Annotated in this window: 24 protein-coding genes and 1 pseudogene; 14 read left to right on the plus strand and 11 right to left on the minus strand. The window is 60.3% G+C overall.

Translation table 11 applies throughout. The features are described from left to right. Nucleotides 1-76: 76 nt before the first annotated feature. From ABIE16_RS06885 to ABIE16_RS06895, 3 genes are all read right to left on the minus strand, one after another. A complete protein-coding gene (locus ABIE16_RS06885) occupies nt 77-979 on the minus strand; it encodes an alpha/beta fold hydrolase (protein ID WP_057716393.1) in 903 nt (300 codons plus the stop codon). Beyond that, a complete protein-coding gene (locus ABIE16_RS06890; RefSeq protein ID WP_429520766.1) occupies nt 979-1,761 on the minus strand; it encodes a class II aldolase/adducin family protein in 783 nt (260 codons plus the stop codon). The genes ABIE16_RS06885 and ABIE16_RS06890 overlap by 1 nt, the downstream gene beginning before the upstream one ends. Nucleotides 1,762-1,952: 191 nt before the next feature. After that, the gene (locus ABIE16_RS06895; protein ID WP_218494937.1) at nt 1,953-2,408 is read right to left on the minus strand and encodes a flavodoxin; all 456 of its coding nucleotides are present in this window, start codon (nt 2,406-2,408) and stop codon (nt 1,953-1,955) included. A 102-nt stretch (nt 2,409-2,510) separates the two neighbouring features. Between ABIE16_RS06895 and ABIE16_RS06900 the strand changes: the two genes are divergently transcribed. Further along, the gene (locus tag ABIE16_RS06900; RefSeq protein WP_218494936.1) at nt 2,511-2,987 is read left to right on the plus strand and encodes a PAS domain-containing protein; all 477 of its coding nucleotides are present in this window, start codon (nt 2,511-2,513) and stop codon (nt 2,985-2,987) included. 54 nt (nt 2,988-3,041) lie between these two features. Next, nucleotides 3,042-3,647, plus strand: a complete 606-nt coding sequence (locus tag ABIE16_RS06905; protein WP_223501320.1) for a hypothetical protein — start codon at nt 3,042-3,044, stop codon at nt 3,645-3,647. Between the two features lie 3 nt (nt 3,648-3,650). Here the strand turns inward: ABIE16_RS06905 and ABIE16_RS06910 are convergent, their stop codons facing one another. Beyond that, nucleotides 3,651-4,610, minus strand: a complete 960-nt coding sequence (locus tag ABIE16_RS06910) for a MerR family transcriptional regulator (RefSeq protein ID WP_429520767.1) — start codon at nt 4,608-4,610, stop codon at nt 3,651-3,653. Between the two features lie 223 nt (nt 4,611-4,833). Here ABIE16_RS06910 and ABIE16_RS06915 point away from each other — a divergent pair, with 223 nt between their 5' ends. The 7 genes from ABIE16_RS06915 (at nt 4,834) to ABIE16_RS06945 (ending at nt 9,463) form a co-directional block, all read left to right on the plus strand. After that, complete coding sequence (locus ABIE16_RS06915; protein WP_429520768.1) at nt 4,834-5,403, plus strand: antibiotic biosynthesis monooxygenase; 570 nt, start codon at nt 4,834-4,836, stop codon at nt 5,401-5,403. 171 nt (nt 5,404-5,574) lie between these two features. Then, nucleotides 5,575-6,285, plus strand: a complete 711-nt coding sequence (gene folM / locus ABIE16_RS06920; RefSeq protein WP_429520769.1) for a dihydromonapterin reductase — start codon at nt 5,575-5,577, stop codon at nt 6,283-6,285. A gap of 19 nt (nt 6,286-6,304) precedes the next feature. Beyond that, nucleotides 6,305-6,865, plus strand: coding sequence for a GTP cyclohydrolase I FolE (gene folE, locus ABIE16_RS06925; RefSeq protein ID WP_008046221.1), 561 nt, complete (start codon nt 6,305-6,307; stop codon nt 6,863-6,865). A gap of 2 nt (nt 6,866-6,867) precedes the next feature. Then, a complete protein-coding gene (folX, locus tag ABIE16_RS06930; protein WP_007970304.1) occupies nt 6,868-7,239 on the plus strand; it encodes a dihydroneopterin triphosphate 2'-epimerase in 372 nt (123 codons plus the stop codon). A 97-nt stretch (nt 7,240-7,336) separates the two neighbouring features. Next, a complete protein-coding gene (locus tag ABIE16_RS06935) occupies nt 7,337-7,633 on the plus strand; it encodes a DUF1244 domain-containing protein (RefSeq protein WP_046040093.1) in 297 nt (98 codons plus the stop codon). Beyond that, complete coding sequence (locus ABIE16_RS06940) at nt 7,626-7,964, plus strand: HopJ type III effector protein (protein ID WP_407514357.1); 339 nt, start codon at nt 7,626-7,628, stop codon at nt 7,962-7,964. Before ABIE16_RS06935 ends, ABIE16_RS06940 begins: the two co-directional genes overlap by 8 nt. A gap of 248 nt (nt 7,965-8,212) precedes the next feature. Beyond that, nucleotides 8,213-9,463 carry a 2-aminoadipate transaminase gene (locus tag ABIE16_RS06945; protein ID WP_429520770.1) on the plus strand — a complete coding sequence of 417 codons (1,251 nt, stop codon included), beginning with the start codon at nt 8,213-8,215 and terminating at the stop codon, nt 9,461-9,463. Between the two features lie 9 nt (nt 9,464-9,472). On the opposite strand, the pseudogene ABIE16_RS06950 reads toward ABIE16_RS06945, so the two are convergent. Both ABIE16_RS06950 and trxB read right to left on the minus strand, forming a co-directional pair. Beyond that, a pseudogene (locus tag ABIE16_RS06950) lies at nt 9,473-9,553 on the minus strand (outer membrane lipoprotein carrier protein LolA); the annotation flags it as partial. 87 nt (nt 9,554-9,640) lie between these two features. Continuing rightward, nucleotides 9,641-10,597, minus strand: a complete 957-nt coding sequence (gene trxB / locus ABIE16_RS06955; RefSeq protein ID WP_057716403.1) for a thioredoxin-disulfide reductase — start codon at nt 10,595-10,597, stop codon at nt 9,641-9,643. Nucleotides 10,598-10,912: 315 nt separating this feature from the next. On the opposite strand from trxB, the gene cysZ reads away from it, so the two are divergent. After that, nucleotides 10,913-11,665: a sulfate transporter CysZ gene (gene cysZ / locus ABIE16_RS06960; protein WP_057716404.1), complete on the plus strand. Its 753-nt coding sequence runs from the start codon at nt 10,913-10,915 to the stop codon at nt 11,663-11,665. A gap of 36 nt (nt 11,666-11,701) precedes the next feature. Next, nucleotides 11,702-12,901: a glycosyltransferase family 4 protein gene (locus ABIE16_RS06965; protein WP_429520771.1), complete on the plus strand. Its 1,200-nt coding sequence runs from the start codon at nt 11,702-11,704 to the stop codon at nt 12,899-12,901. A gap of 119 nt (nt 12,902-13,020) precedes the next feature. On the opposite strand, the gene ABIE16_RS06970 is transcribed toward ABIE16_RS06965, so the two are convergent. The 3 genes from ABIE16_RS06970 to ABIE16_RS06980 all read right to left on the minus strand — a co-directional run bounded on the left by ABIE16_RS06970 (nt 13,021) and on the right by ABIE16_RS06980 (nt 15,412). After that, the gene (locus tag ABIE16_RS06970; RefSeq protein WP_150812799.1) at nt 13,021-14,124 is read right to left on the minus strand and encodes an NADH:flavin oxidoreductase; all 1,104 of its coding nucleotides are present in this window, start codon (nt 14,122-14,124) and stop codon (nt 13,021-13,023) included. A gap of 197 nt (nt 14,125-14,321) precedes the next feature. Further along, complete coding sequence (locus ABIE16_RS06975; protein WP_150812800.1) at nt 14,322-14,804, minus strand: glutathione peroxidase; 483 nt, start codon at nt 14,802-14,804, stop codon at nt 14,322-14,324. A 122-nt stretch (nt 14,805-14,926) separates the two neighbouring features. Continuing rightward, nucleotides 14,927-15,412 (minus strand): FKBP-type peptidyl-prolyl cis-trans isomerase, encoded by a 486-nt coding sequence (locus ABIE16_RS06980; protein WP_007942189.1) that lies wholly within the window; start codon nt 15,410-15,412, stop codon nt 14,927-14,929. Here ABIE16_RS06980 and ABIE16_RS06985 point away from each other — a divergent pair. Genes ABIE16_RS06985 through ABIE16_RS06995 form a run of 3 tightly spaced genes read left to right on the plus strand, consistent with a single transcriptional unit; the run spans nt 15,381 to nt 18,773 of the window. Then, nucleotides 15,381-15,707, plus strand: coding sequence for a DUF3565 domain-containing protein (locus tag ABIE16_RS06985; RefSeq protein WP_057716672.1), 327 nt, complete (start codon nt 15,381-15,383; stop codon nt 15,705-15,707). The genes ABIE16_RS06980 and ABIE16_RS06985 overlap by 32 nt on opposite strands. A gap of 60 nt (nt 15,708-15,767) precedes the next feature. Next, nucleotides 15,768-17,867: a phosphate acetyltransferase gene (pta, locus tag ABIE16_RS06990; protein WP_429520772.1), complete on the plus strand. Its 2,100-nt coding sequence runs from the start codon at nt 15,768-15,770 to the stop codon at nt 17,865-17,867. Continuing rightward, nucleotides 17,868-18,773 carry an acyltransferase gene (locus tag ABIE16_RS06995; RefSeq protein WP_349733689.1) on the plus strand — a complete coding sequence of 302 codons (906 nt, stop codon included), beginning with the start codon at nt 17,868-17,870 and terminating at the stop codon, nt 18,771-18,773. Between the two features lie 183 nt (nt 18,774-18,956). Here the strand turns inward: ABIE16_RS06995 and cysN are convergent, their stop codons facing one another. Beyond that, nucleotides 18,957-20,855 (minus strand): sulfate adenylyltransferase subunit CysN, encoded by a 1,899-nt coding sequence (gene cysN / locus ABIE16_RS07000; protein WP_218494929.1) that lies wholly within the window; start codon nt 20,853-20,855, stop codon nt 18,957-18,959. 9 nt (nt 20,856-20,864) lie between these two features. Then, complete coding sequence (cysD, locus tag ABIE16_RS07005; protein WP_008046199.1) at nt 20,865-21,782, minus strand: sulfate adenylyltransferase subunit CysD; 918 nt, start codon at nt 21,780-21,782, stop codon at nt 20,865-20,867. Nucleotides 21,783-21,979: the final 197 nt, after the last annotated feature.

Raw genomic sequence — 21,979 nt, forward strand, 5'->3', positions numbered from 1 at the left:
CTGCGCCGTATGGTTTGGGGCCACTGCGCAGCCCAACGGGGGCAAGCCCCCTCGCCACAACAGTTCACCTTAAGGTTCAGGAACACGCCACCTTGCGCGGCGGCAAGAGCAATTGATCGCGAAACGCCAGGTAGTGCTTGAGCACCTCGCAGGGCGCCTCGATCTGCGGGTAGTGGCCAATGTCGGGCAACACTACCGTGTCCGCCTCCGGGATCAACTCCCGGTAACGCTCGACCATGTGCACGCCGGAGACCGGATCGACCCCGCCATCGATCACTCGCAGCGGCACTTCACCGCGTTGCATCGCGCTCACCCAGCGGTCGCGCCAGACGCGCCGCTCCGGGATGTACCCGATCAATTTGTGCATGATCCGTGGCCCCTGATGGCTTTCGACCAGGCTCCAGAAATCATCCATCTGGCTTTCACTGGGACGGGTTTGCGGACCGAAAATCTGCCGAAAGCTTCTGACCAGGCCATCACGGCTGAAGGCGCGGCCTATCATCCAGCCCAAAGGGCTGAGCAAGAGTTTTTGCATCAGTACCGGGCGGTGGGTTTCCGGAAACAACCCGCCATTGAGAAACACGCAACTGGCTAGTTCCACCCGCGACTCGTAATGCCGGGCCAGCAGTTCCTGAGCCACGCTGTCGCCGTAATCGTGGGCGAGCAGGTGCACTGGCTGCTCGACATTCAGGTGTTCAAGCAGTGCCTGTTGCAGATCCGCTTGCTCCAGCAGGCTGTATTCGTGATTCGCCGGTTTGGCCGAATCGCCGAAGCCCAGCATGTCGCAAGCGATCACGCGAAAGCGCTGGGCCAATGGCTGCCACAGGTAATGCCAGTCCCAACTGGCGGATGGAAAGCCGTGAATGAGCAACAGCGGCTCACCCTGGCCTGCTGCCCAGTAGCGGATGCTCTGGCCACGGAATACGAACGTCTGGCTGCGTTTGCGCCAGACACACAAGGGGATCTCGGCGAGCTCCATCAGAGTTTATAACCCGGGTCCAGTTTATCGAGTTTGCGCAGCAGTGCCGGCCAGGCCAGCGCTCCGCCCATTCCTTGAGCACTTCGGGTGACACCCGCGATCATGGCTTTGGCGCCGGCCAGAATCTGCGGTTCGATGGCGATCAGTTCAGCGGCACCGTTTTGCGCCATGACCTGAATGTCGCAGGCACGCTGAAAGGTGAACATCATCAGGAACGTATCGGCGATGGTGCTGCCGCAGGTCAGCAGACCGTGGTTATGCAACATCAGGAAATTGCTTTCACCGAGATCGGCCTGTAGCCGCACTTTCTCTTCATGGTTGAGCGCCACGCCTTCGTAGGCGTGGTAGGCCAGACTGGAAAGCACGAACAACGACTGTTGGCTGATCGGCAAAACACCCTGCTTCTGCGCCGACACCGCCACCCCCGAAGCCGTGTGGGTGTGGAGCACGCAGACGACATCGTGACGGGCTTCATGCACGGCACTGTGGATGGTGTAACCCGCCGGATTGATCTCGTAAGGACTGTCCATCAACTTGTTGCCGGCCTGATCCACCTTGACCAGGCTCGACGCGGTAATTTCGTGAAACATCAACCCGAACGGGTTGATCAGGAAATCTTCGGTGCCAGGCACCTTGGCGGAGATATGGGTGAAGATCAGGTCATCCCAGCCATGTTGGGCGACCAGGCGATAACAGGCTGCCAGGTCGACGCGGGTCTGCCACTCGGCAGCACTGACCTGGTCTTTGACACTGGGTGGCGATTGGACGGGAGGGACAGTCACGGCAAGGAGCCTCGGTGTTTTTATTATGGAGTGTTTCCTATGTCCACCGAGTCTAGTCAGCCCTTGAGGTTCGTGTAGTTGCATTGGCAGCCAGCTTGATGGCCCAGCGAGTCAGCCGCCCTGCCGTCCTGGTTCCATGTCAAACGACCGGCGCCAGCAGGGGGCTGACAGGCATAGGGCCGGGGCAACGCTCAGTCGCGCAGTGCACTGATCAGGTCCGCCAGCCAAGGCTCGGCGTCCGTCTCTGGGGTCACCGTTTCGCTGGCATCCAGGCGCAGCATCGGCAGCACTTCGCGAATGCCAAGCTCAGCGAACAATTCGCGCATCTGCTCGCCGCCGCCACAAAAAGTATCGCCATAACTCGCATCGCCCAATCCGATCACCGCGCCCGGCAAACCGCGCCAGGCTGCTGGCAATTGATCACGAATGGTCGAATACAGCGGCTGCAGGTTGTCCGGCAGCTCACCCATGCCGGTGGTCGAGGTCACCGCCAGAAAGGCTTCAGGGCCAAACGCCTGGATGTCGGCGAGGGTCGCACGCGGGTTGTGCCAGGTTTCGAAACCGGCGGCGTTCAACAGGTTGGCGGCGTGGCGGGCAACTTCTTCGGCCGTGCCGTACACCGAGCCGGAAATGATGGCGACTTTCATCGAGCTGATCCTGAATCCGAGTGAAAGACCCGGATATTAACACCACGGTTGTGATTATTCTTTTAGAATGCAATTGACAATCAATCAGGAAAGGATACTCCGATGATTAATGCACAACTGCTGCAAATGGTGATCAACGCCTCCAACGACGGTATCGTGATTGCCGAAAAGGAAGGCGATCAGGACAAGATCCTCATTTACGTCAACCCCGCGTTCGAACGCCTGACGGGGTACTCCAGTGAAGAAATCCTCTATCAGGATTGTCGCTTCCTGCAGTCGGGGGACCGCGATCAGCAAGCGCTGCCGCTGATTCGCGATGCATTGAACCGTGAAGGATCCTGCCGGGAAATACTGCGCAACTACCGCAAGGACGGCACGCCGTTCTGGAACGAGCTGTCCCTTTCAACGGTGAAAAATCCAGCGGACGGGCAAACCTATTTTGTCGGCGTACAGAAAGACGTCACTGTGCAGATCAAGGCGCAACAGCGCGTGGCACAGCTGGAGAGGCAGTTGGCTGAACTCCAGGCCGAGCTTGCTGCGCTCAAGGCGACGAACGGCGCAAACGAAACTCAGAATTAATGGTCAGTAATTACAATCACCAATGACTTTGTAACTACATCTTTCGAGCTGGCCATGCAACGCGACGCGCTCCTGACCCAGGATGAGCTGGATTTCATCCAGACCATGCAACACAACCCGCAACTCAATGTGCGGGACGCGACGTCGAGCTTGCTCGTCAACGGTGGGTCGCAAATCCGTGACCTGCTCACCCGCCTGGCGGCTCATGAGCAGGTCACCATTCAAGCCAGCTTCGAAAACCAGCAAATGACCTTCCCCCTGCACTTGGTGGAAGACGAGTTCCATGCGCTGCATTTGCGCCTAGGCGTGCCCAGCATCTATGAAGACGGGCCGATGGTCCGTCCTTGGCGCCTGGTACTGGACGAACCGGTAGCGCTGGAAAACGCCAAGGGTCAACCCGGCACCCTGTGGGTACACGAAGTGTCGTGCAAAGGGGTTTTGCTGGAAGCTCGCAACAAGACCAAACCACCGAAGCATTTCGCCTTGTGGTTCAGCCCCTCAGGCTACGAGCGGATTGCGTTGCGCGGTACTTTCGAGAAAGAAAACGAACAGGGCTTCTACGCCTATCAACTGAGCCTGAGCGATACCGATGAAGCCGAGCGTCTGCGCCAGTTCATCCTGCAACAGCATCGTTTGACTCATCCTGCGCTGCATCTCTGAACGTCAAGTATCCAGAGTACCCGCCAGGAACTGCTTCAGACGCTGGCTCATGACCTCCCCTTCATTGCCCAGGCAACCGATCGATGACCCGGTCAGGCTTTCCTGTGCCAGGTCAGAAGCATCGCCGGCCAACAACAATCGGCACTCCAGACTCATGGCCAGGCGATTCAGACGCCGCGGCAACTCGGGAGTCGGCACATGATTGGAAAACAGCACCAGTGCCAGGGGCTTGATCCTTTCACACATCAGCGCCAGTTCCTCGAATGGCTGGCCCATGTTCAGTACGCGAACGGCCAATGGCCCGGAACTCAGGAACAGGGCGGCGACCAATAGTTCCAGTTCCCGGCAATTGCCATTCAGGGCACAGATGACCACGCGACGCGGCTGTTTTTCGCGCATCAACAACAGACGCTGCAACACCCGGGAACGCAAAAAGCCATCCAGGAACAGCCACTCGCTAGTGCCGCCGAACTGGTCCTGGCGTTGCAACAACAGCTTCCAGACGGGCATCAGAATGCCCTGGAACACCACCGGCAGGGAGTAGCTGGAAAAGATTTGCCCGTAGAGTTCCTCCAGCCGAAGCTCGTCAAACCCGTTGACCGCAACATGAATCTGCTGCCGCCACTGCGCGTAATCGGCTTCCACGAGGTTGTTGGGGATGATATGCGACAATGCCTGGATTGGCTCGGTCCTGGCCATGATCTTGCCGACCCTGCTGACGGCAACCCCGCGCTCGATCCAGCCGAGAATGCTATGGACACGCTCAATATCGGACATCGAATACAGTCGATGCCCACTGTCGGTGCGTGTTGGAACAATCAGGCCATATCGTCGCTCCCAGGCTCGAAGCGTGACCGGGTTGACACCTGTCAGTCGCGCCACCTCGCGAATGGGAAAGAGCTCTTCCTGTTCGAGAGCGACGGCCAGCGTGGAGCCTGAAGCGACGTCTGTAAATATGGGCATCCTGTTGAAACATCCTTGTATCGTCCAAGGCGTATTCTAACGCCCCTGCCCCGTAAAGTTTCCGTAAAAAATTGATACCGCGAATGAACGGATAAACGTCACAGACGCCACAGGCGGAATCAGGAATAATCCTTGCTTGTTTCGAGTCGCAGCCCACCACCCCGGCGCTGTGCCTGGCGAAGTTCCTATCCGGAGCGACGCAAATGCCTTACGGAGATACACAATGTCTACCCCTCCCGTCACGCTGATGGTTGCGCGCCGCGTTGCCAATGGACGCTACCAGGACCTGATCGCCTGGCTGCGCGAAGGCGAACAACTGGCCACCGATTTTCCAGGTTATCTCGGCTCCGGTGTGCTCGCTCCGCCGCCCGGCGATGACGAATTCCAGATCATTTTCCGTTTCGCCGACGAGCAGACCCTGCAGGCCTGGGAACATTCCGCTTCGCGCAGCGCCTGGCTCGGACGTGGCGGCGACCTGTTCGCCCACCCGACAGAACACCGGGTCAGCGGCATCGAGGGCTGGTTCGGTGCCGTCGGTCAACGCCCGCCGCGCTGGAAACAGGCCGTGGCGATCTGGCTGGCGTTCTTTCCGGTCTCGCTGCTGTTCAACTTTGTGCTGGGGCCGCTGTTGAGTGACATGAGCCTGCTGCCGCGGGTGTTCATCAGCACCCTGTGCCTGACGCCGCTGATGGTCTACCTGTTCATTCCATTGTCGACCCGTTTGCTGGCCGGCTGGCTGAACAGCACGCCGACACGACCATTGCGTGCCGAACCCACCACACAGAATCATTGATGCCTCCTGTGGGAGCGAGCTTGCTCGCGATGAGGGCGTGTCAGTCAACATATGTGTCGTCTGACAGTCCGCAATCGCGAGCAAGCTCGCTCCCACACTTGTTTCCCTCGCAATAGGTAGAGCGCTCCCGTCGCTGGTATAGTTTTGCTCTCACCGCGATGCGAGCCGTTCATGACTTCTTCCGTAGCCCCTGTCCTCATTACCGGCGCCGGCCAGCGTGTCGGCCTGCACTGCGCCCGGCGATTGCTGGAAGATGGCCATCGGGTGATTTTCAGCTACCGCAGCGAGCGTCCCGGCGTACAAGCCCTGCGCGACCTGGGGGCCACCGCGGTGTTCGCGGACTTCGCCAGCGAGGCCGGGATCTTCGCCTTCATCAACGAGCTGAAAACCCATACCGACAGCCTGCGGGCAATCGTCCACAACGCTTCCGAATGGCTGGCTGAAACGCCGGACACCGACGCCGCGGCATTCACCCGCATGTTCAGCGTGCACATGCTGGCGCCCTACCTGATCAACCTGCATTGCGCCGACCTGCTGCAACGCTCGAGCCCCGCCGACATCGTGCACATCAGCGATGACGTGACCCGCAAGGGCAGCAGCAGGCATATCGGCTATTGCGCCAGCAAAGCCGGGCTCGACAGCCTGACCCTGTCCTTCGCCGCCCGGTACGCGCCGGCCATCAAGGTCAACGGGATCGCGCCGGCCCTGCTACTGTTCAACCCTGAAGACGACGCGGCCTACCGCGCCAAGGCGCTGGCCAAGTCCGCGCTGGGCATCGAACCCGGTTGCGAAGTGATCTACCAGAGCCTGCGCTATCTGCTCGACAACCCTTATGTCACCGGCACCACCCTGACCGTCAATGGCGGAAGGCACATCAAATAGTGTCCCGCGAGGATTTTCCATGACGTTATCCCTGCCCCAGAATTATCGAGAGATCCTCATCGGTCTCGGTGAAAACCCCGACCGCGAGGGCTTGCTCGATACGCCGACGCGTGCAGCCAAAGCCATGCAGTACCTTTGCCATGGCTATGAGCAAAGTGTCGAAGAGATCGTCAATGGCGCGCTGTTCGCCTCCGACAACGATGAAATGGTAATCGTCGACAACATCGAGCTGTACTCGCTGTGCGAACACCACATACTGCCCTTCATCGGCAAGGCGCATGTGGCTTATATTCCAACCGGCAAGGTGCTGGGCCTGTCGAAGATCGCGCGGTTGGTGGACATGTTCGCCCGGCGCCTGCAAATCCAGGAAAACCTCACCCGGCAAATCGCCGACGCGGTGCAGCAAGTGACCGGCGCGGCAGGCGTCGCAGTGGTCATCGAGGCGCAGCACATGTGCATGATGATGCGCGGCGTCGAGAAACAGAATTCGACCATGAACACCTCGGTGATGCTCGGTGCCTTCCGCGAGTCGAGCAATACCCGCCAGGAGTTCCTGCAATTGATTGGACGGAGCAAGTAGCAATGCCACAACTTCAGCCAGGCATGGCACGCATCCGGGTCAAAGACCTGTGCCTGCGTACCTTCATCGGCATCAACGAGGATGAAATCCTCAACAAGCAGGATGTGCTGATCAACCTCACCATTCTGTACGCAGCCCAGGAAGCGGTACGGGACAACGACATCGATCACGCGTTGAACTACCGGACCATTACCAAGGCAATCATCGCCCATGTGGAAGGCAACCGCTTTGCGCTGCTCGAACGCCTGACCCAGGAAATTCTCGACCTGGTGATGGCCAACGCATCGGTGCTGTACGCCGAGGTCGAGGTCGACAAGCCCCACGCGCTGCGATTCGCCGAGTCGGTGTCGATCACACTCGCGGCAAGCCGCTGAGCTTCAAGCCTCAAGCCGCAAGCGGTAGACTTCAAGCCACCGCCATCCAACTTGCAGCTTCAAGCGTGCCGCTTGAAGCTGTCTCGCAGAGACCGCCATGACCGATCAACAACGCCTGGAACTCGAAGCCGCCGCCTTTCGTCGGCTGGTGGCCCACCTGGACAGCCGCAAGGATGTGCAGAACATCGACCTGATGAACCTCTCGGGCTTTTGCCGCAACTGCCTGTCCAAGTGGTACAAGGCCGCGGCCGACGACCGCCAGATCGAGGTCAGCCTCGACGAAGCCCGCGAAGTGGTTTACGGCATGCCGTACGCCGAATGGAAAGCCCAATATCAGCAAGAAGCCAGCGCCGACCAGCAAGCGGCGTTCGCCAAAGGAAAACCCAATGAGTGATTTGAACACCCTGCGCGCCAGCCTCAAGACCGGCGAACACGCCTTCGCCGACACCCTGGCGTTCATTGCCGCCGGTTACGACTACCAGCCTCAGGCCTTCAACAACGGCGGTGTGGAAAACGCAGCCGGGCAGAACGAAGGCTCGTGCAAGACCCTGGGCCTGGCGCTGCTCGAAGGCTTGAGCGATGAAGAAGCCTTGCTGGCTTTCGGCGAGCACTACCGTTCGGTGCTGGCGACGCCTGAAGGCAGCGATCACGGCAATATCCGCGCGTTGATTGCCCATGGTCTGGCCGGTGTGAAGTTCTCTGAACAGCCGCTGACACGCCGCTGATTTGATTTGTAGGAGCGAGCCCGCTCGCGATGGACTGAAGAACGCCACGGGGTGTCAGGCTCCCAGCGTCATCGTTCACCACCATCGCGAGCAAGCTCGCTCCTACAGGTTTTGCGTTCATGGCGCGCAATTGATCACAAGCACAACCCGACTTTTAAGATTGACCCGGCAACTTTATTTCGTTTGCCCCGTACCACCGCTCACGGCTTAGATAAAAAGAAGTCCTCCTTCTTCCGAGCCGGTCATTCATGCGCAGCGAAACCATCAGCCAGTCGATCAACATCGTTCACCCTGTCACGCTCAGCCATGGCAAGAATGCCGAGGTCTGGGACACCGATGGCAAACGCTACATCGACTTTGTCGGCGGCATCGGCGTGTTGAACCTCGGCCATTGCCATCCGCGCATCGTCGAAGCCATTCGCGAACAAGCCACCCGTCTGACCCACTACGCGTTCAACGCTGCACCCCATGAGCCTTACCTCGAACTGATGGATTGCCTCAGCGCATTCATGCCTGTGGCTTACCCGGTCAGCGGCATGCTCACCAACAGCGGCGCGGAAGCGGCGGAAAACGCCCTGAAGATCGTCCGTGGCGCCACCGGCCGCAGCGCGGTCATCGCCTTCGACGGCGCTTTCCACGGCCGCACACTGGCCACCCTCAACCTCAATGGCAAAGTCGCGCCGTACAAACAGAAAGTCGGCGTGCTGCCGGGACCGGTGTTTCACCTGCCCTTCCCCAGCCGGGACAACGGCGTCACCTGTGGCGAGGCCCTCAAGGCCATGGAGCGCCTGTTCAGCGTCGAGATCGATGTCGAAGACGTCGCCTGCTTTATCGTCGAACCGGTGCAGGGTGAAGCGGGTTTCCTGGCCATGGACGTCGAGTTCGCCCAGGCGCTGCGCAAGTTCTGCGACGACAAGGGCATTGTGCTGATCGCCGATGAAATCCAGTCCGGTTTCGGCCGTACCGGGGAGCGTTTCGCCTTCTCGCGGCTGGGCATCGAGCCCGATCTGATTCTGCTCGGCAAAAGCATCGCCGGCGGCGTGCCGCTGGGTGCGGTGGTCGGGCGCAAGTCGCTGCTCGACAATTTGCCCAAGGGCGGACTCGGTGGCACTTACTCCGGCAATCCCATCGCCTGTGCAGCGGCACTGGCAACCCTGGACGAAATGACCGATGCCAACCTGCATGCCTGGGGCACCCAACAGGAAGAAGCGATTGTCGGTCGCCATGCGACCTGGCGCGCGAACAACCTGACGCCGTACCTGGGACGCCTGACCGGCGTCGGCGCCATGCGTGGTATCGAGCTGATCAACGCCGATGGTTCACCAGCACCGGCACAATTGACCCAACTGCTGGCCTTGGCGCGCGACGCTGGTTTGCTGCTGATGCCCAGCGGCAAGTCGCGGCACATCATTCGCTTGCTGGCGCCGCTGACCATCGAGGCTGCGGTGCTGGAGGAAGGGCTGGATATCCTTGAGGCGTGTCTGAAGAAATTGGCCTGATCCAGCGCCCACTGTAGGAGCGAGCATGCTCGCGAAGAACCTGAGAGCCCTGCGGGGTGTCAGGCTCCCAGCGTTATCGTTGACGACCATCGCGAGCGCGCTCGCTCCTACAGGGACATGTGTATTTTCCGAAGGCACAAAAAAACCGGCCGAAGCCGGTTTTTCGTTTCTACAGAATCAAGCGTTCTGCAGATTATCCAGGTAACGCTCGGCATCCAGTGCCGCCATGCAACCTGCGCCAGCCGAGGTGATGGCCTGACGGTACACGTGGTCAGCCACGTCACCAGCGGCGAAGATACCTTCGAGGCTGGTGGCAGTGGCGTTGCCGTCACGGCCGCCCTGCACAACCAGGTAGCCGTCTTTGAGGGTCAACTGGCCTTCGAACAGCGAAGTGTTCGGGGTGTGGCCGATGGCGATGAACACGCCGTCGACTTTCACTTCGTCGAAGCTGCCGTCGTTGTTCTTCAGGCGGGCACCGGTCACGCCCATGTTGTCGCCCAGCACTTCGTCCAGGGTCGCGTTCAGCTTCAGCTCGATCTTGCCTTCGGCGACACGGGCGTTCAGCTTGTCGATCAGGATCTTCTCGGCGCGGAAGGTTTCACGACGGTGGATCAGGGTGACTTTGCTGGCGATGTTGGCCAGGTACAGGGCTTCCTCAACAGCGGTGTTGCCGCCGCCGACCACCGCCACCGGCTTGTTGCGATAGAAGAAACCGTCGCAGGTCGCACAGGCCGAAACGCCTTTGCCCATGAAGGTTTCTTCCGATGGCAGGCCCAGGTAACGAGCGCTGGCGCCGGTGGCGATGATCAGGGCGTCACAGGTGTAAGTCGCGCTGTCGCCGGTCAGGGTGTATGGCTTGGCGGCGAAGTCGACGGCATTGATGTGATCGAAAACGATCTCGGTTTCAAAGCGCTCGGCGTGCTCGCGCATCCGCTCCATCAGCGCCGGGCCGGTCAGGCCGTGGACGTCGCCCGGCCAGTTGTCGACTTCGGTGGTGGTGGTCAGTTGACCGCCGGCCTGCATGCCGGTGATCAGCAGTGGCTTGAGGTTGGCACGGGCGGCATAGACCGCGGCGCTGTAACCGGCAGGGCCGGAACCGAGAATAATCACTCGCGAATGACGGACTTCAGACATGACCTGCTCCTGTTGACCGGCCCGGATTACCTGGCACGGAACGCCGGATTGCCGGCTGGAATAAATAAAGAACGGTTGAAAGCACTTGGGGAAGGCTTGACCCGACCGTCCTGTAAAAAGATTGGGTGCAGCGTATCGAGGGGGCGAAGATTAAGGAAATACGGTTTAACAATCCAGCTCATAGGTGGTCTCTATGGCATCTGACCGACGATATCGACGTCTTTGTTACAGTGAATGTCGATACCGCCACCGCGCTTTCGCCTGCAAGGCAAAGCCGGTAAGGTCGGCGCGTTTTCCCTCTGCTCGGAGCACCTTATGCCCGCCCCTGTACTGTCCGGCCCGCAATACCTGCGCGAAGGCCTCAAGCTGGTGTTGAGCCCCAGCCTGCGTTTGTTTGTGCTGTTGCCGTTGGCAATCAACCTGGTGCTGTTCGTCGGATTGATCTACCTGGCCAGCCATCAATTCAGCCTGTGGGTCGACACCTTGATGCCATCGCTGCCCGACTGGCTGAGTTTTCTCAGCTACATCCTCTGGCCATTGTTCGTGGTGCTGGTGGTGTTGATGGTGTTCTTCACCTTCACCATGCTCGCCAACGTCATTGCCGCGCCGTTCAACGGCTTCCTCGCGGAGAAAGTCGAAGTGGTGGTACGCGGCACCGACGACTTCCCGGCCTTCAGTTGGGGCGAGTTGATCGCCATGATCCCGCGTACCCTGGCCCGGGAAATGCGCAAGCTTGGCTATTTTCTGCCCCGGGCGATCGGGTTGTTCATCCTCTCGTTCATCCCGGTGGTGAACATCATCGCCGCGCCGCTGTGGCTGTTGTTCGGGGTGTGGATGATGGCGATCCAGTACATCGACTACCCAGCGGACAACCACAAGCTGGGCTGGAACGAGATGCTCGCCTGGCTGCGCGAGAAGCGCTGGCAGAGCATGAGCTTCGGCGGCAGCGTGTACCTGGTGCTGCTGATCCCTGTGGTGAACATCCTGATGATGCCGGCTGCCGTGGCCGGGGCGACGCTGTTCTGGGTGCGTGAGCGCGGGGCAGAAAACCTGGTGACCCAGCGCTGAGTCACAAATCCATCATCCCGACGTCACACTGACGACATGGCCCCAGCCGACACTGGGGTCATGACGACAGCTCTGCATATCACCCTGATCACCGAAACCTTCCCACCGGAAATCAACGGAGTGGCCAATACCCTTGGTCGCTTGTGCGACGGTTTGCGCGCGCGCGGGCATCAAGTGGAGCTGGTGCGGCCGCGTCAGGGCTGCGACCAGCAACTGGGCAGCGACGATGAATTGCTGCTGTGCCGCGGCTGGCCACTGCCGGGCTATCCCGGCCTGCAATGGGGTCAGTCGTCGATGCACAAGCTGCTGCGGCGCTGGACGCGTCACCGCCCGGATGTGCTCTACATCGCCACCGAGGGCCCGCTGGGTCTCTCTGCGTTGCGTGCGGCACGGCGACTGGGAATTTCCGTGGTCAGCGGTTTCCACACCAATTTCCAACAGTACTCCAACCAGTACGGGCTTGGTTTGCTCACGCGCCTGCTGACTCACTACCTGCGCTGGTTCCACAACCGCTCGACCATGACCCTGGTGCCCAGCGTCAGCCAACGCATGGAACTGGAGCGGCGGCATTTCGAGCGCCTGGCGTTGCTGTCCCGAGGGGTCGACAGCGAATTGTTTCACCCGGCCAAACGCTTGAATGCCCTGCGCGAGCAATGGGGGCTGGCCGAGGCAGACATCGCCGTCATTCATGTCGGACGCCTGGCCCCGGAAAAAAACCTTGGCCTGCTCAAGCGCACCTTCAATACCCTCAAGGCGAGTTATCCCCAGCGCACGCTGAAACTGATCGTGGTCGGCGATGGCCCGCAGCGCCAGGAACTGGAAAACGAAATGCCCGAGGCGATTTTCTGCGGCACCCAACGGGGTGAAGCCCTGGCGTGTCACTACGCGTCGGGCGACGTGTTTCTGTTTCCCAGTCTGACCGAAACCTTTGGCAATGTGGTGCTTGAAGCACTTGCCTCGGGGCTCGGCGTGGTCGCCTACGACCAGGCGGCGGCGGCCCAGCATATTCGTCATGGCTACAACGGCGTACTGGCGATGCCGGGGGATGAAGAAGCGTTCTGCGATGCAGCGGCATGGCTGCTGGAGGAAAGGGAAGCCTTGCGCAATGTCAGGCTCAATGCGCGCCAGCATGCCAGTCGCCAGGGTTGGGCGACGATTATCGAGCAGTTCGAGGGACAGTTGCGCGGGGCCTGTGCCGGGGAGATGGTGATGCCGAATGCGCCGACTGTTCCCTGATTTTGCAGTGTTCTTGAGTCAGTCTTCGCAAGCAAGCCCGCTCCTACATTGGTTCTGTGTCGTACACAAATCCCCTGTGGGAGCGAGCTTGCTCGCGATGAGGCCTTCCCGGTCGCCGCTTAAACCAGCGTCATCAACGCCTCACGACTGAACGGCAGAATGTCTTCCTCGCGGCCGTCACGCACTTTCTGCGCCCAGTCCGGGTCCACCAGCAAGGCACGACCGACCGCCACCAGGTCGAACTCGTCGTTGTTCAGGCGCTCCAGCAGTTTTTCCAGGCTGGCAGGCTGCGCGACCTTGTCGGTGTTAACCATGAATTGCAGGAACTCGCCGTCCAGGCCGACGCTGCCCACGGTGATGGTCGGCTTGCCGGTGAGTTGGCGGGTCCAGCCAGCCAGGTTCAGCTCGGAACCGTCGAACTCCGGCTCCCAGAAGCGGCGGGTCGAACAGTGGAAAATGTCCACGCCTGCGTCGGCCAACGGCTTGAGGAACTCACCCAAGGCTTCAGGGGTTTGCACCAGACGTGCGGTGTAGTCCTGCTGCTTCCACTGGGAGAAACGGAAAATGATCGGGAAACCTTCACCGACCGCGGCACGCACGGCCTGAATCAACTCAATGGCGAAGCGCGAACGGTTGGCCAGGCTGCCGCCGTATTCGTCGGTACGCTGGTTGCTGCCTTCCCAGAAGAACTGGTCCACCAGATAACCGTGGGCACCGTGGATTTCCACGCCGTCCATACCGATGCTCTGGGCATCCCTGGCGGCTTGGGCGAACGCGGCGATCACGTCCTGGATATCCTGTTTGGTCATGCCGTGAACCACGACCTGGCCTTCCTTCAACTTTTCCGACGGGCCATAACCCGGCACGCTGGCGTCCGGCTCGGTGCCGATCCGGCGTACGCTGCCCACGTGCCACAGCTGCGGAACAATCTTGCCGCCTTCGGCGTGAACGGCGTCGACGACTTTCTTCCAGCCGGCCAGGGCTGCTTCGCCATAGAAATGCGGAACGTTCGGGTAGCCGTTGGAAGCCTTGTGACCGACGGTGGTGCCTTCGGTGATGATCAGGCCGACGCCGGCTGCGGCGCGGCGACGGTAGTATTCGATCACTTTGGAATTAGGCACGCCCCCTGGGGAAAAGGAGCGGGTCATCGGCGCCATGACGACGCGGGTCGGCAGTTCGAGGGTGCCGAGGTGGAACGGTTTGAACAGGGCTTTGACGGGCATGGGACGCTCCACAGAAATGACTTTATGACGGCGATAATATGGAGGTTCGCACGTACTGAACAGCACTATTGATTTGGGTGATGTAGGAGCGAGCTTGCTCGCGATGGTGGTCAACGATAACGCTGGCGGTCTGATGCCCCGCGGTGTTCCTACAACCATCGCGAGCGAGCTCGCTCCTACAGAGGGAGAGGAGGATGTCAGCTCAGCGCTTTTTCTATCGCGTGAACGATGGTCGGATCATCCGGTGCCGTGCGTGGCGAGAACCGAGCCAGTACACGCCCGTCCTTGCCCAGCAGGAACTTCTCGAAGTTCCAGGTGATGTCGCCGGGAAATTCCGCGCCCTCTCCCGCCAGCAGGCGATACAACTGATGACGTTCATGCCCGTTGACTTCCAGCTTGCTGGACAACGGAAAGGTCACGCCATAGTTGAGGCTGCAGAAATCCTTGATTTCCTGCTCGGTCCCCGGTTCCTGCCCGGCAAACTGGTTGCACGGCAAGCCCAGGACGCTGAAGCCCTTGGCCTTGAATTGCTGATGGAGGTTTTCCAGCGCCGCGTACTGCGGGGTCAGGCCGCATTTGGAGGCGACGTTGACCACCAGTACGACTTGGCCTTTGAAAGGCGCCAAAGGTAGCTCCTGTCCATCCAGGGCTGTCAATTTAAGGTCGTGAAAAGCACTCATGGCGTACTCCAGATTCCCGTGTTCTTCTCGAAACAGCCACTTGGCGGTGTCATCAGGGACGGCCGCAGACTAAAAAGGCGCCCACAAGGCGCCTCTCCAGTTATCTGAGCTTAGCGCAGAAATCAGTGGTGATGGCCACCTTCGCCATGGACGTGACCATGAGCGATTTCTTCCTGGCTGGCGTCACGGATGGCAACGATCTTGACCTGGAAATTCAGGCGCTGACCGGCCAACGGGTGGTTGCCGTCAACGGTGACGTCGTCGCCGTCCAGATCACGGATGGTCACGATCTGCATCTGGCCGTCCGGAGCGGAGGCGTGGAACTGCATGCCCACTTCCAGCTCGTCGACGCCTTCGAACATGCTGCGGCTCAGGGTGCTGACCAGTTCGGCGGCGTATTCGCCGTAAGCGTCTTCCGGTTCAACGGCTACGGTCAGCTCGTCGCCGACAGCCTTGCCTTCCAGAGCCTTTTCCAGGCCCGGGATGATGTTGCCTGCACCTTGCAGGTAGACCAGCGGCGCGCCGCCGGCGGAGCTGTCGATGACCTCACCAGCGTCGTTGGTCAGGGTATAGTCGATGGAGACAGCCTTATTGGCGGCGATCAGCATGGGGCGAGACCTTTTGCATAGGAAAATTGAAAGGCCAAGTTTAGCGAAGCAATCGTCCGAAAGCGAACACAACCCGGACAGACGGGATTCGACGATCACAGGCTTCCATCAGGACGAGGACGGACACTGGGTGGCCGAGCTTTCCTGCGGCCACACCCAGCACCTGCGGCACCAGCCACCCTGGCAATCCCGCGCCTGGGTCATGGACCCTGTGCAACGCCTTGAAAAAATAGGCCAGCCCTTTGCTTGCGGTTGGTGCGCACAGGGCTCGGTTAGCGATAACCTTGGCGACTGAATTTCGGTAGATCGTCAGATATAGATGATCACCTTTGCCATGCTCCTTCAGAGAATCCGCATGCAAACTTTTTTTATCGCGCCCACCGATTTTGGTGTGGGTCTGACCTCCATCAGCCTCGGGCTGGTACGCACCCTTGAGCGGGCCGGGCTCAAGGTCGGTTTTTTCAAACCGATTGCCCAGCCGCATCCGGGCGACACGGGCCCGGAACGTTCCACCGAACTGGTGGCGCGTACCCACGGCTTGAAACCGCCCCAGCCCCTGGGCCTGGCCCATGTCGAGCGCATGCTCGGCGACGGCCAGCTCGATGAGTTACTCGAAGAAATCATCACCCTTTATCAGCAGGCTGCCATCGGCAAGGACGTGCTGATCGTCGAAGGCATGGTGCCGACCCGCAGCGCCAGTTATGCCGCGCGGGTCAACCTGCACCTGGCCAAGAGCCTCGACGCCGAGGTGATCCTGGTCTCGGCACCGGAAAACGAAGTGCTGACCGAGCTCTCCGGTCGCGTCGAGTTGCAGGCGCAGTTGTTCGGCGGCCCGAAAGACCCGAAAGTCCTCGGTGTGATCCTCAACAAGGTCAAGACCGAAGAAAGCATGGAGGCCTTCGCCACGCGCCTGAAAGAGCATTCGCCGTTACTGCGCAGTGGTGATTTCCGCTTGCTCGGCTGCATTCCGTTCCAGCCGGAACTGAACGCCCCGCGCACCCGCGACGTCGCCGACCTGATGGGCGCGCAAGTGCTCAACGCCGGTGATTACGAAACCCGGCGCATGACCAAGATCATCATTTGCGCCCGCACCATGCGCAACACCGTGGAGTTGCTCAAGCCCGGCGTGCTGGTGGTGACCCCCGGCGACCGCGACGACATCATCCTCGCCGTCAGCCTCGCGGCCTTGAACGGCGTGCCGCTCGCCGGCCTGCTGCTGACCAGCGACACCCTGCCCGACCCACGCATCATGGACCTGTGTCGCGGTGCCCTGCAGGCCGGATTGCCGGTGCTGTCGGTGAGTACCGGCTCCTACGACACCGCCAACCTGCTCAATGGCCTGAACAAAGAAATCCCCATCGATGACCGCGAGCGCGCCGAAATCATCACCGATTTCATCGCCAGCCACCTCGATGCCAACTGGCTGCATCAGCGCTGCGGCACACCACGGGAGATGCGCCTGTCGCCAGCGGTGTTCCGCTATCAATTGATCCAACGCGCCCAGGCGGCCAACAAGCGCATCGTACTGCCCGAAGGCAGCGAGCCGCTGACCGTGCAGGCCGCCGCGATCTGCCAGGCCCGTGGCATCGCTCGCTGTGTGTTGCTGGCCAAGCCCGAGGACGTGCAGGCCGTCGCCCGTGCCCAGGGCATCGAGTTGCCACCGGGCCTGGAAATCATTGATCCGGACTCGATCCGCGAACGCTATGTCGAGCCGATGGTCGCGCTGCGCAAAAGCAAAAGCCTCAATGCGCCAATGGCCGAGCAACAACTGGAAGACACCGTGGTGATCGGCACCATGATGCTGGCCCTGGATGAAGTCGACGGCCTCGTATCGGGCGTGATCAACACCACCGCCAACACCATCCGCCCGGCCCTGCAGCTGATTAAAACCGCGCCAGGCTGCACCTTGGTGTCGTCGGTGTTCTTCATGCTGTTTCCGGAAGAGGTGCTGGTCTACGGCGACTGCGTGATGAACCCGCACCCGAGCGCCAGTGAACTGGCCGAGATCGCCCTGCAAAGCGCTGATTCGGCCGCCGCGTTCGGCATCACGCCACGGGTGGCGATGATCAGCTACTCCAGCGGCGAGTCGGCCAGCGGCGAGGAAGTCGAGAAGGTCCGCGAGGCAACCCTGCTCGCCCACGAACAACAGCACTCGCTGCTGATCGACGGCCCCTTGCAGTACGACGCCGCCGCCAACGAAAGCGTGGCCCGGCAACTGGCGCCGAACAGTCAGGTGGCCGGTCGTGCCACGGTGTACGTATTCCCCGACCTCAACACCGGCAATACCACGCACAAGGCCGTACAGCGCAGCGCCGACTGCGTCAGCCTCGGGCCGATGCTGCAAGGCCTGCGCAAACCGGTGAACGATTTGCCGCGCGGCGCGCAGGTCGATGACATCGTCTACACCATCGCCCTGACCGCGATTCAAGCCGCCAACCGACCTATGGATGTGTAAATGCTGGACTTCTTACCTGCTGCGCTGCGGGGCGTGATCGCCTCGCTGCTGTTGGCATTGAACACGATTCTGCTCTGCTCGTTCCTGTTCTGCGTGGCACTCGTCAAGGTATTGCCGTTCGCCCTCACCCAGCGCCTCGCGGGCTGGCTGATGAGCCATACCCACGAAGCCTGGATCAGCATCAACAAAGGCTGGATGAACCTGGTGCGCCGCACACGCTGGCACATCAGCGGCCTGCAAGGCCTCGACTATCAGCATTCGTACCTGATCACCAGCAACCACCAGAGCTGGGTCGACATCCTGGTGCTGCAATACGTGCTAAACCGGCGCATTCAGCCGCTGAAGTTCTTTCTCAAGCAGGAGCTGATCTGGGTTCCGGTGATCGGTCTGGCCTGGTGGGCGCTGGGCTTTCCGTTCATGAAGCGTTACTCCAAGGCCTATCTGGAAAAGCACCCGGAGAAGAAAGGCAAGGACCTGGAAACCACCCGCAAGACCTGTGCGAAATTCCGCGACAACCCGGTGGGCATTTTCAACTTCGTCGAAGGCACTCGCTTCACCGAGGGCAAGCACAAGCAACAGCAGTCACCCTTCAAGTACCTGCTCAAGGCCAAGGCCGGCGGCATTGCCTTTGTGCTGGATGCGATGGGCGAGCAGCTTGAATCCCTGGTCAACGTGACCATCCACTACCCCGCCGGGCGCCCGGGTTTCTGGGATTTGCTGTGCGGGAACGTTGCGGATGTGGTGGTGCACTTTGAGGAGCTGAAGATCCCGCCGCAGTTCATCGGCAAGAACTACGACCAGGACGGTGAATACCGCCTGCAGTTTCAGGGCTGGATCAATCAGTTGTGGCAGGACAAGGATGCGTTGCTGGACCAGATGCACCACGAATTCCCAGGCAAACACTAATCCCCTGTGGGAGCGAGCTTGCTCGCGATTTCGGACTGACATTCAACATTGATGTCGACTGATCCGCCGCTATCGCGAGCAAGCTCGCTCCCACAGGTTTAGTGTTTGTTTTGACTGATTACCAGACACAAAAAAACCCGCCGATGATCACTCATCGACGGGTTTCTTTTTACCGGTCAGCGCTTAGATCGCGCCACGCTCACGCAGCAGACCCAGCACTTGCTTGACGCCTTCCTCCAGCGACACGGACTGGGTGTCGATCACCAGGTCGGCATCCAGCGGCACATCGTACGGGAAGGACTCGCCCGGGATGTTATCCCCGGCCGCCGCATACAAACCTTGCGGATCACGCTCGGCGCAGACCGTCGGCGAAGCCTGGACGTAGACCGTCAGCAGACGCTCCTTGCCGATCAGTTCCCGGGCCTGTTCACGCCCTTCGGCACTCGGGGCAACGAACGCAGCGAGGGTCAGCAGGCCAGCTTCGTTGAACTGACGCGCCACGTGCGCGGCACGACGCCAGTTCTCGGTACGCCCGGCACGATCCTGTGGCAGACCTTTGTTCAGGTCGTGACGCAGGTTCTGGCCATCGAGCACGAACACCGCACGACCCATGTCGAACAACTTGCGTTCAACCGCATACGCCAGGGTGCTTTTGCCCGCGCCCGACAAGCCGCTGAACAACACGGTGGCCGGTTGCTGGCCGAAGCGCTGTGCGCGTTCTTCGGTGGCAACGTGGGCCAGTTTGCCGTGGTGCGTACTGGTGCCATGGGCCAAAGGCTGGGCGACGATCATGCCCGCGCCAACGGTGCCGTTGGTCAAGCGGTCGATGATGATGAAGGCGCCGGTGGTGCGGTTGCTGTCGTAACCGTCGAGGGCAATCGGCGCATCGAGCGCGATCTTGACCTTGCCGATTTCGTTCAGCTGCAACGCACTGGCCGGACCTTCTTCCAGGGTGTTCACGTCGACCTTGTTGACGATGCTGGCGATGGAGCCAGGCACGTAACTGGTGGCGCGTTTGATGTCGTACTTCTTGCCCGGCAGCATCGGCTCTTCAGCCATCCACACCAGCATCGCTTCGAAGCTGTCGGTGACTGGCGGCACGTTGTCGGCATGTACCAACAGGTCGCCACGGGAAATATCGATTTCGTCTTCCATGGTCAGCGTTACAGCCTGACCAGGACCTGCGTGCTCCAGTTCACCTTCGAAGGTGACGATGGATTTCACGCGGCTGCTCTTGCCCGACGGCAGGACCACGACTTCGTCGCCTTTCTTGACGATGCCGCTGGCTAGGGTGCCGGCGAAGCCACGGAAGTTCAGGTTCGGACGGTTGACGTACTGAACCGGGAAACGCAAGTCGGTGAAGTTGCGATCGCCCGCCACTTCCACGGTCTCGAGGATCTCCATCAGCGATTGGCCGGTGTACCACGGCGAGCGCTCGGACTTGTTCACCACGTTGTCGCCTTTCAGCGCAGACATCGGCACGAAGTGCATGCTGGTGGGCTTGAGCTTCAAGCCTTCGGCGAACTGCAGGTAGTCGGCCTTGATCGACTCGAACACACCCTGGTCGAAGTCCTTGAGGTCCATCTTGTTGATGGCCACGACTATGTGCTTGATGCCCAGCAACGAGGCGATGAAGCTGTGGCGACGGGTCTGGGTCTGCACGCCGTAACGGGCGTCGACCAGGATGATCGCCAGGTCACAGGTGGAGGCACCGGTGGCCATGTTGCGGGTGTACTGCTCATGGCCAGGGGTGTCGGCGATGATGAATTTGCGCTTGGCGGTGGAGAAGTAGCGGTACGCGACATCGATGGTGATGCCTTGTTCACGCTCGGCCTGCAGGCCGTCGACCAGCAGCGCCAGGTCGATGTCTTCGCCGGTGGTGCCGACTTTTTTCGAATCGCGGGTAATGGCTTCCAGGTGATCTTCGTAGATCATCTTGGAGTCGTGCAGCAGGCGCCCGATCAGGGTGCTCTTGCCGTCGTCGACGTTACCGCAGGTCAGAAAGCGCAGCAGCTCTTTACGTTCGTGCTGGCCCAGGTAGGCGAGGATGTCCTCGCTGATCAAATCAGATGCGTGCGACATGACAACCCCTTAGAAATAACCCTGACGTTTTTTGTCTTCCATCGAGCCTGCGCCATCGTGGTCGATGACACGGCCCTGGCGCTCGGAAGTTCGCGTCAGGAGCATTTCCTGAATGATGTCCGTGAGGCTTTCGGCCTCGGACTCCACCGCGCCCGTCAACGGGTAGCAACCAAGGGTACGGAAACGCACTTTCTTTTTGACGATGCGCGCTTTGTCTTCGTCGCTCAGGTGCTCGAGGATGCGCTCGTCGTCGATCATGATCAGCGTGCCGTTCTTCTCGATGACTTCACGCTCGGCGGCGAAATACAGCGGAACGATCGGGATGCCTTCAAGGTAGATGTACTGCCAGATGTCCAGCTCGGTCCAGTTCGACAGCGGGAAGACGCGGATCGACTCGCCCTTGTTGACCTTGCCGTTGTAGACGTTCCACAGCTCGGGGCGCTGGTTTTTCGGATCCCAGCGGTGCTTGCTGTCGCGGAACGAGTACACGCGCTCTTTGGCGCGGGATTTCTCTTCATCGCGACGGGCGCCGCCGAATGCTGCGTCGAAACCATACTTGTCGAGTGCCTGCTTGAGGCCCTCGGTCTTCATGATGTCGGTGTGCTTGGCGCTGCCGTGGGTGAACGGGTTGATGTCCTGCGCCACGCCGTCCGGGTTGACGTGGGTGATCAGGTCGAGGCCCAGCTCGGCGACCATCTTGTCGCGGAAGCTGTACATCTCCTTGAATTTCCAGCGAGTGTCGACGTGCATCACCGGAAACGGCAGCTTGCCCGGGAAGAACGCCTTGCGTGCCAGATGCAGCATCACGGCGGAGTCTTTACCGATGGAGTACAGCATCACCGGGTTATCGAACTCGGCGGCCACCTCGCGGATGATGTGGATGCTTTCCGCCTCCAGCTGTTTCAGATGCGTCAGTTTGTCGACCATGGCTACTCACGAAAACTTTCTTATGAACGGCCACCGGGCCGTGTTCGAGCGGGGATCCTAGCACAGCGCCCCCTTCTAATCAGGACGCCAACTAGATCGAAAGAGCATATGAATATGCCTGCCTGTTTGGGCTCACCCCCTGTAGGAGCGAGCTTGCTCGCGATGGTCGTCAACGATAACGCTGGGAGTCTGACACC

Origin of the sequence: Pseudomonas sp. 2725, assembly GCF_050434585.1 — a bacterium.
GTDB classification, from domain to species: Bacteria; Pseudomonadota; Gammaproteobacteria; order Pseudomonadales; family Pseudomonadaceae; genus Aquipseudomonas; species Aquipseudomonas jessenii.